General features: G+C 43.6%; 8 protein-coding genes. All 8 read right to left on the bottom strand.

Annotated elements, in window-relative coordinates:
• Window positions 1-46 precede the first annotated feature (46 nt).
• The 8 genes from LX64_RS06060 to LX64_RS06025 all read right to left on the bottom strand — a co-directional run bounded on the left by LX64_RS06060 (window position 47) and on the right by LX64_RS06025 (window position 13,134).
• Window positions 47-2,293 carry a hypothetical protein gene (locus tag LX64_RS06060; RefSeq protein ID WP_148707209.1) on the bottom strand — a complete coding sequence of 749 codons (2,247 nt, stop codon included), beginning with the start codon at window positions 2,291-2,293 and terminating at the stop codon, window positions 47-49.
• 282 nt (window positions 2,294-2,575) lie between these two features.
• The gene (locus LX64_RS06055) at window positions 2,576-3,904 is read right to left on the bottom strand and encodes a DUF4302 domain-containing protein (protein ID WP_111596718.1); all 1,329 of its coding nucleotides are present in this window, start codon (window positions 3,902-3,904) and stop codon (window positions 2,576-2,578) included.
• A 62-nt stretch (window positions 3,905-3,966) separates the two neighbouring features.
• Window positions 3,967-5,292 (bottom strand): DUF4302 domain-containing protein, encoded by a 1,326-nt coding sequence (locus tag LX64_RS06050; RefSeq protein ID WP_158538544.1) that lies wholly within the window; start codon window positions 5,290-5,292, stop codon window positions 3,967-3,969.
• Between the two features lie 26 nt (window positions 5,293-5,318).
• On the bottom strand, window positions 5,319-6,173 hold the full coding sequence (locus LX64_RS06045) for a zinc-binding metallopeptidase (RefSeq protein WP_111596716.1): 855 nt from the start codon (window positions 6,171-6,173) through the stop codon (window positions 5,319-5,321).
• 20 nt (window positions 6,174-6,193) lie between these two features.
• Window positions 6,194-7,672, bottom strand: coding sequence for a RagB/SusD family nutrient uptake outer membrane protein (locus tag LX64_RS06040; RefSeq protein ID WP_111597050.1), 1,479 nt, complete (start codon window positions 7,670-7,672; stop codon window positions 6,194-6,196).
• Between the two features lie 18 nt (window positions 7,673-7,690).
• Window positions 7,691-11,299: a SusC/RagA family TonB-linked outer membrane protein gene (locus LX64_RS06035; RefSeq protein WP_111596715.1), complete on the bottom strand. Its 3,609-nt coding sequence runs from the start codon at window positions 11,297-11,299 to the stop codon at window positions 7,691-7,693.
• An 82-nt stretch (window positions 11,300-11,381) separates the two neighbouring features.
• On the bottom strand, window positions 11,382-12,359 hold the full coding sequence (locus LX64_RS06030) for a FecR family protein (protein WP_111596714.1): 978 nt from the start codon (window positions 12,357-12,359) through the stop codon (window positions 11,382-11,384).
• A 157-nt stretch (window positions 12,360-12,516) separates the two neighbouring features.
• The gene (locus LX64_RS06025; protein WP_111596713.1) at window positions 12,517-13,134 is read right to left on the bottom strand and encodes an RNA polymerase sigma-70 factor; all 618 of its coding nucleotides are present in this window, start codon (window positions 13,132-13,134) and stop codon (window positions 12,517-12,519) included.
• Window positions 13,135-13,153: the final 19 nt, after the last annotated feature.

Genomic DNA, 13,153 nt, shown 5'->3' with positions numbered 1-13,153 from the left:
TATTTTCACAAATTACAGCCCGGTTGCTATGTTAACCAAATCACATTTACCGTCTTCTAAATCCACCCCCATGCCCGCCGCCAAACCCGCCGCGAGCACCGCCTAAGCCTCCACTCCGTTGAAACTGCTGGAATTGCCTTGTTTGAAACTCACCCCGGTTACGCTGTGCCGCCGAACGATCTAAGCCCTGCATCACGTGTTGCGTGCCTTCATTGCCACCTATGCGGCCTGGGTTTGTATGCGTAGCATTCCCATTGTGTTGTACTTGGTTCCAACCTCCATCTTTCGTATACTGGCTCCAAGAACCATTGGTGTTTTTTCGATATACATTCCCATCATGCCCGGCAAATACATTCCCATTATTCGTGTGCACTACATGGTTGCCCCGGTTGCCCGTAGTAATAACGCCGCTATTACCTCCAGCAGTTCTATAACCCACTGCTGTACCACCGGCCGTTGTTACATGCCCTGTTTGCACCCAATGGTTGCCAACCGCGGCTGTTGAATGCCCCCACTGGCCATAAGCATTATGCCCTTGGTTTGTATGCGCATACCCACCCGTCCATGGATTGTATGAAGAGGCCGATGTTCTGCCTCCGTACCAGCCTTGTACGCTGGCAGAACGGCCATAACGACCTGTAGCTGGGTTATACCAAGCAGACGTACCTGCTGCCCCGTATGGCCCATATGCTCTTCTGCCTGCTGCAAATCCACCCGTCCATGGGTTATACACTACACCTGCACCATACGTACATGGCCAAGGATGGTAAATAGGGTAAGGATACATAGGTCCCCAATACATAAAAGGCGGGTAATACCAGCCTGTACCGTAATTAATAACCATGCCTGTCACTAATCCTACTACGAACATCCCGAAGTAACCGGCCGTAGTACTACTTTCTACGGTAGTAGGGGTGGCATTTGTTTGGGTAACGTAGGTAACATTATATACCGGGGAACTAGGTGGTATGGTGTATATTGTAGGATCAACATTATCGGCTACTTTCCACGGCCCTTTCGGGCTGGTACTCATGAACCATACACCTTGAAAACACAAGTAATATAGGTCGCCATCTTTGATCACTTTATCCTGCGTGTTCGTGGCATATTCCAATGAAGTTGTTTCTATAGGCGCAAATTGTGGATCGCCCGTATATGTTACTTTCACTTGTTTTTCGGCTTCGGCTTTGTTAATGATAGCTGTCGTCGGAATTTGTGCCAGCATAACCGCATCCGAGGCTTCTATAGTGCCCGGTACGGAAGCTAATACATGCGCCTTCGGGGAGTTGGCCGGAATACTTTTAAAGTCGCTAGGAAGCTTATCTCCAGCATATTGCCAGGGGCCTTCAAAGTTATTGGCCGAGAACCAACGGCCGGAAAGTAATACGTAAAAAAGTTCTTTATCATTGTCTACAAATACATCATTATCGGTATTGGTTACATAGAGCAAATTAGTGCCCTTGATTTTTGAATATACAGGGGCGCCTTTTATTAGGATTAACTCTGCCGGCTTATCACTAAAGAAAACATACGGCGCAGTACCGCCTTTCGGTGGTATTGCTTTCTTAACATCGTCGAAGTTTTGCCCTGCAGGGAGCTTACTCATGTCTTTCGGTAAACTGGTAGTGGCCGTCCATGGACCTTTAAAATCGGCCGCCGTCAACCATACGTTTTCCGTTAATAGGTAATATTGCTTATGACTTTTATCGTAGAACAAATCCCAATTCGTATTCACCACGAATTCCATACTGTTTTTCTCTATGGGCGATAATACCGGCTTGCCATCTACAATGAGCAAAATGGCGGGCGTTTGACTAAAAAATACCGGGGGCGGGTCGTTCTTCACTTGAACAGTAGGCGTGTTGGGATTGGCTTTGTCATTCATCTGCGTTGTTAACCGGTCTAATGATATTTGATCGCCTTGTGTAGGCATAATATCCCGGAATACTTTTTCCATGGCCGCCCGTTGATGATCATCTTCTATTGAAGGGAAGCGCACACTGGTGTATTTAATATTGCGGATATACACGATACGGTCAGTTTTATCTGTATTGGTTTCCGCTTCTATAGTAGCAACGCCCATGGTTTCTTTACCGCCTTTAGGGGTAAGTGCGAAGGCAGCATTGGCTACCAGCGTTTTGTAGTCTTTCCAACTTTCTACTTGTGGTTGGTAGTAGGTAATGGCGTTCCCGTCTTTCGTTAATTGTCGAGGCCAACCGATTTCTTGTTGAGGTTGTGCTTGTACTTTTAAAAGCACGCAGCAGCAAAAAGCGAGCAGCAGTAAACGAAGCATCAGCGAATAATTTATTTGATGAATAATGCTGATGAGGTGCGTGATGTTTGTGCCGAGGAAGAGGAGTGGATGATTATTTAACAGCCGGTAGGAAGTTTTGTTTAGGGGCTATCAATAAATAACCCCGGCATGCAAGCATACCGGGGCTTATTTTTTCCCTGCAAACCAGGCGTTAGATTGTAGAAATGCCCGTCGATTGAACCATTACAAGGTAAAAATGGGCTAAACAAAAATAGGTGAAACCAGGACCGCCGAGCCTGTACTTCGACGGTCAACTATCTTTTACAAGGTCAATACCGAAGCAAAGAACCCAGTGAATTCCATGGTAGGATCATTTACGCCTTTGAATTGTGCCAACATGGTGCCCAAAGTTTGATATGCGTCGTAGTAACCCACTGTATAAGGCTGTGCTACCAAAACGTTCAAATAAGGCAACATCGCCGATCTTATAAAGCTCGCATTCTGGCTAATGGTAGCCGTAGTGAAAGGACGAGCCGTAAACGTAAACTGGCCATTTGCATTTTTTACGTAGTTGTAGCCAAACTGACCTTGGTAAATAGTAGACCCTCTTACAAAGAACACATCTACGTTCATAATATTAGAAGCTGTTACAAACGTATAGTTAATACCGTACAATGAAAAACCCATACCTAGTAAGGCTGCTTTTGCATTATCATAGGCTGTTTTAAATGATACAGAGTTACCTGGTAAAACGCCATATTCTGGGAAGAAGGTTCTATCCGGTGTACCCCAAGTGGCTGGGTATAATTTACCCAATGCCAAGTGTAAAGGAATATTCGGTAAGGCATTGTCAACTAAAAATACCTTTTGTGTACCAATATTCGTGAAGTAGTTGCCTTCCGTTTGATCGAATAACAACTCGCTTACTGTTTCCTTACCAATGAACAATGGTCGACGGAATTTGATACCTCTTAAAGTAGCAGTCATATCTGTTCCTTCGCGTTCTAATAGGTTGTTCGCTACGCGGAAGAGGGAAATAAAGCGGGCAGTAGGACTTAAATCTAACTGTTGCTTTTCGCCGCCCGGTGTAGTGATGGTAGGATACAAAGTAGCGTTATAATAAGCACGAATCAATTGTTGCATCGAGTTCAATGCCCCCGCTTCGTAAGCGGTACGCTCAGCAGTGGTTGCTTTTGTAAGGATCAACTCATCGCCGTAGCGAGCACCACGTAAACGTACAGTGTCTTTTACATTCGATACGAAATTAAAGCTCTCATCAATGGAACGGGTAGTTTCCACCGGTAGTAATTCGAATGAATTACCGGTAGCCAACGTAAGCGTGCTATTCAATTGGCCGGTAACGGTTAATTCGTATTTCGAAGAAGCTGTTTTAGTTTCATATTCTGTGATGCTGGTGAAACTTTTTGCGGCCGAATCGAAACGAATGTAAGCGGAATAAATACCGTGGTCTTTAGGAATCACAGTCACTGCCCAACCATCTTTCGCACTATTGAGTAAGCTACTGAAAGTACTGAGATTAACAGCTGTATCTGCATACGATTTTTCTACCGGTATAATGAAGTCTTCCGATTTACTACAAGCACCCAATGCAAGGGCAGTAGCGAGGGTGAAGTAAAGAAATTTTTTCATGGTATATCAATTATGTTGACGAGGGAAAGACCCGGAACAGCTTGCTGTTCCGGGATGTTTCACTAGAAATTAGTCGTATAAGTTGAGAAACTGAATGCTGGGTTTTCTACACTCTTCATCATACCCATCACACCTTCCACTGGGTGGATAAAGTAATCTGTGGTGAAGCGATCATTCTCAATGTGATTTAAGAGCGGAGCCATATTCGCCGCTATCAATCCACCGTTACCATTCGGGTCGCCGGCTTTTTTGAATTTGAATACACCGTCTTCTGTAACCGTGTAGCTGTATGGGTACGTTGCTAAGAACTGGTTTGCTCCTTGGTAAATGAACAAGTTGATGGTCATCAACTTCACATCCTTATTGAATGTGAGGAATAAGTAACCCATTCTCAATGTATACGGACCATTCAACATGGCCACGCGTGCTGCATTCCATTTTGTTGTAAAGTCGGTACTCCAACCATCCATCGGCGAATCGTTAATCACCAACGAGTTAAAGTCAACCCCGATATAGCGCCAGAATGGAATAATAGCGGTTGTACCATTCTTAATATTGATACGGGTATCGCCATTTTTAAAGTACAGGCTTTTTGTTGCTGCATCCCAATAAATATAGCGGTAGCTAACACCGCCAATGGTGATGGCTTTGTTCAAATACAAGCCGTAAGGGGCTAAGGCATATTCTGTATTGAGGCTCACTACCTCGCCACCTTCAACACGGCTTAAGCTTACCACCCTGGTATCTGCATTCAAGCTAAAGGCATAATTACCCGATTTAGCATCTTCTACGTAGAGGAATGTAGCATTGGTCATGTAATCGCGCAGGGTAGAATCTAACCTGTACAAGCCGTTATTCTTGTAGAAGTTGGCATCTGCTTGGGATGCTTTCACTAATACGAAGGGGCTTTTTTGTTTGTTGCCTGTTAGGTGAATCGTATCGCCCTTGGTAGAATCGATAGAGAATTCGAAATCACCGTAGTTACCTACTGCACGGCCACCAATGCCCAATGGGTTGTCGGGATCTGATAATACGTGCATATAGTTATACGTATCGAAGAACAACGAAGGTGTTTGAATGGCTTTCAAGCGGTAGCTGCTACTACCTACTTGCGAGCTGGTACTAGCGTTAATATCGCTGTACATCTGCACACGGTTGTTCGGATCGAATTTAACATAGAAAGCAAAGCCACCGTTACCACCTTCAGAAGGGAAGAGGTACGCTTGGTAACCAAATTCACTGCTTTTAAGTTGTTGGTCGGCCTTTTCAAGAATTTCCATCAAACGCTCGTCCGGTCTTTGACCGAATACCGGGTCGCTATCGATTTTCCGGCAGGCTGTTATGCTAATGATAGCGAGCAGCAAACCGGGGATTAAAATATTTTTCATACAAACGTATTTAAGTCTTGTTTTCATTAGTTAGTGGCTTGTGCGATGGCTGCTTGCGTAATGGTTTGCAATTCGTAAATGTCTACTTTCCATTTGTCGAGCATATACGCAGAAACTAATGCTTCTTTTCGTCTTAATAAATCACGTGCTGCCGGCGTTTGTGCGTTCACAATGGCATCAAAACCCGCTTTACCTTCTACCAACATCGTTGAAATCATTTCTACGAAATCTTCATCGCTGTTAGATCTTGCATACGGTGTAATGAAACCTAAAGCCAAGGCTTGTGCATTCGAGGTGTTATACCACGTAGCAGTATAGCCGCCCGGCGTAATTTGTTTGTACTCTCTTTGGTATAGAATGGTTTGGTGTAAGATGTGTGCAAATTCGTGGTGAATGGTGTGTAACATTTGTTTCACAAAAGGCACATTCTTACGGTCGAATTTATTCAGCTGGTAAAGGGTAATTTTTCTACCACCTTCTGCTTCACCCAATACAATCGTACCATCATTATTGTAGTTGGCACTACCTACTAATACATACTGTTTAGGCGCATACTTTTGAATAAACCCTTTGCCTAGCATTTGCTCGTACGGGTTGATCCAAATTTGCTTTACGATCGTCATAACTGGGATTACCACGTCTTCTTTTACCGGTACCAAGAACTTGTTGGTAGGAACTTCGAAGGGGTCCCAACGGAATTTCACCGAGATGTTATACGGGATAATATATTCGTTGATGATGAAGGTATCGATGGCGTTTTTAGCGTATTTATCGCCTTCGTACATCAACGGGATGTCGAGGTTGTCGTCGTTTTTACTACAAGCAGTGAACACGCTCGCGGCAAAACAAACAGACAGTATCGCTACAATGTACTTTTTCATGGTGTTGCTTTTTGAATGGATTAACGAGGGTTCATTTCTAAGCCTGATAATTGGGATTCTTGTGGAATCTGCAAAATCCTACGCGGATCATCAGGACCAAGGATATAACGATCTTTTAGGTTGAAAGAAACGTGTTCTACAGGCAAGTTGTAGCGCAGGATATCAAACCAACGCATACCTTCTTGTAAAAACTCCGTTCTTCTGAAATCAAGAATCGTTTTAATGAAGCCCAATTTGATGTCATTCGTTTTATAAAAAGCCAAAATCTTGTCTTGCGTAATCACGTGGTTTACCGGGTCGTAGTTCGGGTTGTCGGTATCGTTTACAATGAAACGTAAGCTACCGAACTCATTCATGTCTTTCAATACTGCCGCATAATCACCTAAGTAAATGTTTGCTTCAATACGGTTAAACAATACTTCTTCCGCTGTAAACAAAGGAATTACGTTCACACCAATACCAATATTCGCGTTGATGTCTTCTTTCACGAAATGCTCTTCAAACTTCGGTGTGAAAAGAGTTTCTTCTGATCCGTAGAACGAGAAACCCCATAAACCACCACTAACGCCTCTTGACCAAGCGGTTTTGGTTAACACATTTCTGTTCATACCATAGCGGTAACCTCTTAAGTTACGTGCCCACCAAGAGGTAGTTTCCACTAACAAAAGGTTGGCTTTCGTAGTTGCTTTTGTGTATTCAGCACGTTTTACCAATGGCTCTTTGTTTCTTTCAGATGCTACGTTTACTTGGCGTAAGTAAGGTTTAATATTACCATTAGGGAAGGCAGCATTCGCGTATTGCAACACTTTCGCATAATCTTTCTTGAATAAGTAAAAGCGAGAAGCAAAGGCAAAAGCCGCTGTTTTTGTGAAGTGATATTTAGGAGCACCTTTGTACGAATTATCGTCGATCAACGGCATACCTTCTAACAAGTCTTTTTCGATTTGTTCGTATACGTATTGCACTGTTTTGCGCTCGTATTTCTGTACTACTTTGGTTTCTGGTTCGGTAATATATGGAACACCCGGGTAAGAAGCCGCCGTAGCAGGATCGTATGTTTTAGCATACAAAGTCACCAACATAAAGTGCGCGTATGCTCTTGCTACTAAAGCTTCACCTTTCGATGCACGGTAAGCAGCCGCTTTGTCGGTTTGTTTGTTGATTACGGCTAATGCATGGTTAGCGGCAGCAATGGCCGAATATGCTTGAAACCAGTAGTTATCTGGAGAATCTTGGTCACGATCTTGTACATCTTCAAATCTCCAAGGCTGCACATTCACCAAGGTACCATCGTTGGTGCCTTTGTCTTCCGAGTTGTCGGACATGGCTTCAGCGAAGGTGATATAGTTGCCTTTAGGGTATGCAGTGGCCAATAATTCGGCAACTTTTGTAGGCGTATCCAATTCCGTACGCATATCAGGCGTTGTTTCAAGGAACTTCTTACAACCGGTACCGGCTACCATTCCACCGGCTAATATATAGAGGGCATATTTTTTCATGTTCATCTGATTGTTTGATTAGAACGCAAGTTTTAATGAAACGGTGTATTGCTTCGGTATCGGCAATGCCACACCACCTGATGCAAAGAATTCTGGATCTTGTCCTTTCAAGTTTTTATCGGCATAAATCAACCATGGGTTGTTAGCGAGCAAACTGATCGACAAGTTATTGGCTTTGATTTTGCTCAAGTATTTCGGTGGCAACATGTAGGTAAGCGATACTTGTTTCAAGCGAACAAATCCGCCGTCGGCAATACGTGCATCAGAGTAGTTGTAAATGCTATAAGGCGAATAACCACCTAAGCCGCTAAAGTGGCGAACATCTACTACAGATGGAATACCTGTTACTTTTTCATCCAACAAGTTTTCCCAACGATCGAGGAACTCGCGTGGTGCAGCGTTCAAATCGGTATAGCGTTGATCAAATGCAGGGTTCAAACGAATTTTGTTACCGGCACTGAAAGTTACCAAGGCAGATAAAGTCAAGTTTTTATAGTTCACAGAGTTGTAGAAACCGCCGGTGATGGTTGGATCAACAGGACCGAGGTATTTGAGGTACTTGGTTTCTTGGCTTTGTAAGTTTACGTTAATACTTTCTTCTCCCTTTTCGTTGATGAATACAGGAATACCGGTCGACTTATCCAAATGAGCAACTTCTACACCGAATAAACCACGGTAAGGGTAGCCTTCATTAGGACCTCCATCTGGTACTACTAATTCCCACACGCTTGGGTTGCTTTTTAACTTGGTAATTTTTTGGTTGTTGTAAGCGAAGGTTACTTGGGTTCTATAGCTGAAATCTTTGCGTTTAATAACGGAAGAACCGAGTGTAACCTCGATACCACGTGATTCCATATCTGCATAGTTTGCATTTTTCACAAACTCGCCACCTAAACCGGAAGTACGCATCGGGCTAATCAAATCGAAACCATTTCTTAAGTAACCATCAACCGTTAACGTAAGGCGTTCGTTGAAGAAACCTGCATCAAAACCAACGTTGGTTTCGTATTGCTTTTCCCATGTTAACTCGCTGTTTTCTAAGTTAGCCAATCGAATGATCGATTCAACTTCTGGTAAGTAAGGCCTGTTAGCACGACCGCTTTTCAAGACTAAACTAGAGTTGGTAGCTCTACCCACACTCGCCGTTAAACCATACGTAGCACGCAAGGTTAAGCGGTTGATCGTTTGTTGTTGTTTCATGAAATCTTCCGTATCAATGTTCCAAGAACCGGAGATATTCCAAGTAGGCAACCAACGAGCATTTCGCGATTTACCCATCAAGTTAGAACCATCATAACGTGCCGTAGCATTCAAAGCATATTTACCTTTGTAAGAATATGCACCGTTTGCCATCCAAGCAATGAAACGATCGTAGTTCATACTCATACCATAGAAGTCAAAGTTGCCTTCAATGGCTTGTTTAATAATGTTAGGATCAACATAGGGTACACCACCTTTATCGAATTGGTAGCCATAGCCATAATTGAATTTATTCTGGCGATCAGCTAGGCGCACCTCTTGCGAACCGTAGAGTAAGAAAGTGTGCGTGTTGTTATAAGTACGTGTCCACTCTAAGGTGTTACGCATGTTGTAGCTTACCAAGTAATCGTCGGTTGTATTGTAGAAACCACCATAAGGTAATACTACAATTGGCTCAGCTTCTGGATCATCGGGGTTGCGGTATAAGAATTTATTATTCGCACGGATGGTTGCATCATCGGCTGCACGGTAGGCCATGGCCATGTTCGAGTTTTCGCGCACTTTGTGTTCACGGTTTGTTTTCGCATAGCGGAACGAACCTAAGAAGCTGTATTTTAAGTGTGGCGTGATTTTATAACTCAAATCACCTTGTAACTTGAAATCCAACATCGACAAATCCAAGGTGTTATTCTGTAATTCGTTGATGATGTTGAACTTTGTGTAGTTTCTTCTGAAGTATTCCAAGTCACCGTTTTCATCGTACGGCGTCATGGTACGACTGGTATTCAACGCATAGCTGAATGGGTTGATATCGAAATCACGATCGTATTTACCTTCTACTGGGTTACTTACACGGCCAATAGTACCTGGTGCACGTTGTTCACGCACAGAACCTTGGGCAATTAAGCCGATGGCTAATTTATCTGTTAAATTAAAGTTCGCACGGGCATTACCGGTGTATCTTTTTACTTTATCACCAATCGTCCAACCATTATCATTCAAGAAGCTGGAAGAGAAATACAACTGTGATTTATCAGAACCAGATGAAACGCTCAGGGAGTGTTCTTGCATGAAAGAATTGTTGAACAATACGTCGAACCAATCGGTATTCGCACGCGCATAACGTTGCAAGTAGGCCGATTTGGCTTCGGGTGTATTTAAAAGAACATCTGGGCCGGCAGTAATCATATCGCTCATTTTGGTAAACACACCACCGTTTGCTCTACGGGCAACATCCGCGTAGTTTAACCAGCCTTTGCGTTCCAATTCGAGGTATAAGCTCATTTGGTCGGCCGAGTTCATAATGTTGAAATCGTTATATGTGGGTTTCAGGTAAGTAGAGTAGTTACCGGTGTAAGACACAACAGGTTTACCTAAACGACCTTTCTTCGTAGTAATTACAATGACCCCGTTCATAGCGCGGGCGCCGTACATAGCCGTTGCAGCGGCATCTTTCAAGATTTGGAAATTGTCGATATCATCGGCGTTCAAACCGGCTACGGAAGAACCGATTAACGTGGTAGGATCACCGGTAGATAATTGTTCATTCGATACGTTCACCACATCTTCTAAGATCACACCATCTACTACCCAAAGTGGTTTGTTATCACCGGTAATAGAGGTAGCGCCACGTACACGAATTTTAGGAGCGGCACCGAAAGTACCTGATACGTTTTGTACCGATACACCGGCAACACGGCCTTCCAACATTCTACTTACATCGGGAACACCATCGCGCTTCGCATCGCTGCCTTTCAAGAGCGCGGCAGAACCCGTGAAGAGTTTGCGGTCGATCGTTTGGTAACCTGTAACAACTACTTGGCTGAGGGTGGTTACGTTTTCTTCTAGCGTAATGTTCAAGGAAGAAGAGGCACCGGCAACTTTTACTTCTTGGGGTTTGTAACCTACCATGGAAAATACCAAGGTGGCATCTTCTTTCACGGTAATGCTAAATTCGCCGGCAGCATTTGTAGCTGTACCGTTTTTGGGATTGCCTTTTTCAAGAATCGTAATCCCAGGCAGGGTACTAATCTCGCCGTTTTCAGCTTTTACCCTTGCATGCCCTTTTACAGTGATTGTTTTCACTTGTTGTTCAACAGCTGCAACAGGAGCTTGCTTGGTTAATACAATTTTATCGCCTACTTTCTTCGCTTGGATGCCTTTCGCAGCCAATTGCTTCAGCGCTTGGTCGATCGAAACATTGTCAAGTTTTACTTCTACATTCATCTCGCGGTTAATAACGGCAGCATCGTACACGAATACTACGTTAAACTTCTGTTCCATCTTGCGCAGGATAACTTCTAAACGCTCGTCGCGAATCTGTTCATGCGAAAGGTTGGCGGCGGTTCCTTCCACGCAAACGAGCGTTAATAAGGCCAAAATGACCTTTGATTTGGGTCGTTTTTTCTTGATGAGAATTTCTAACATCTTAAATTTTGGTTATAGGTTAGATACACGATTGTTCGACGAAATTTGGTTGATGGCAGGGTGTGTTAAGAATTACCTAGGCTTATTTGCTCGTGATAATGATCTGTTGGCCCGATTGTTCAATTTCTATAGGGTAGGCTGCTTCTAATACTTCAAATACATCGCTTAGCGGGTTATTTCTAAACGTGGCATTGAGTTTTTTCAGCGGCACATGTCCTTTCATGCTAATAGTTACTTGGTATACATCTTCTAATTGTTTACATACTTCTGCGAGCGATGCATCTACAAACACCAGCTCTTTCGTGGCCCATGCGTCGGCATTTTCATTGGTGCTATTGCGTGTTGTGATGCCTCTTTGGGGCGTGTAATCGATACTTTGACCACCATGCAATACCACGCCGTTTTCGCTGCGCGGTTCGAACTTAATTTTACCCGATTTCACATCTACATTAATCGCTTCACCTTCCACGTTTACATTGAAAGCAGTGCCCAGTACCGTAATTTTCGAATGGTTTACGTGCACTTCGAAGGCTTGTTGGTCGTTCGGTTGTACATCGAAGAAAGCAGTCCCTTTTTCTAAGTAAATAGCACGTGCGTCGGCTTTCACCATATTGCTGGCATAGCGAATGCTACTGTTTTTGTGTAAGATGATTCTTGAACCATCGTATAGGATGACAGAATCAATTTGCTGTGCCGTTGTTTTCGTAAGGAAGTTGATCTTGTTCGCGTCCCTGTAGAACCAATACCCACCGATAGAAGCGAGTAATACAGCCGCTGCAATCTTGTACCAGCGGTAACGAGATATGGGATCGGCCGGTAATTCATACACAGGTTTGTCGGGCAATAGGGCCGATAAGGCGGCCGACTCTTCTTGCACATTGAAATGCTGTAATACTTTGGCGTCTGCCGAAAGTTCCCACACACGTTTCAGTTCTTCGTACATGTTTTGGTGCGATGGATTGGCCGAAAGCCATGCTGATACTTGTTGCTGCAAATCATCGTCCGAAGGATCGTTGAAGTGCTGCACCAATAATTGCCAATTAATTGTGTTCTCGTCCATTTTTTCTAGCGACTTTAATATGTATACAATTAAATACAGGGTACCCCCCTAGTGGGAAGTAAGATTTTTTTAAAAAATATTTATATGATGTTAGAATGTAATGTGAAAATACAAGCAGTTATGGGCTACAAACGGCAATAGGGCAGATTGGATAAGCTTAGAGTCGATCGTGCAGATCGGCCGCTAAAACCATGAAGAGTTGAAGTAGGCGTAATTGCGTGGTGTAATCGCGGGATTGGTCGTTGGAGACAAACAGGTTGATGCGCAATACTTTTAGTGCGTGAATGATGTGGTGTTCAACAGTTTTCTCAGAAATGGATAGTGTTTCGGCAATTTCCCGGTATTTAAGGCCATCGAACCGGCTCATTTTAAATACGCGTTGACATTGAGTAGGCAGCTTTTCGATTTCTTTATAGATGAGCACTTTCAGTTCTTGTTCTTCTTGCAGATTCTCCAAGTAGCCTTCGCTGGAGCTTTCGGCAATAACAAGGTGATGCCGCGCGATATTCTTCTCGCGTTTCAGGAAGTTGAGCGATTGATTGATGACAGCTTTAAAAAGGTATGCTTTCAAGGCACCGTCTTCCTCGAGTAATGATGGTTGTTCCCAAAGCTTGATAAAAACTTCTTGTACAAGTTCTTTCGCGATGCCCGGGTTTTTCACATAACGGTGAGCCGTCATTACTAATGCTTGGAAGTAACGCTCATACACTTCAGTGAATGCTTGTCGATCATTCGCCCGGATTCCACGGATTAACGCTGCGTCGCTACTACTCATTTGGTTGACAATCTTAACT

It is taken from the genome of Chitinophaga skermanii, assembly GCF_003259335.1.
GTDB classification, from domain to species: Bacteria; Bacteroidota; Bacteroidia; order Chitinophagales; family Chitinophagaceae; genus Chitinophaga; species Chitinophaga skermanii.
This window is presented reverse-complemented; position numbering and strand designations above follow the sequence as displayed.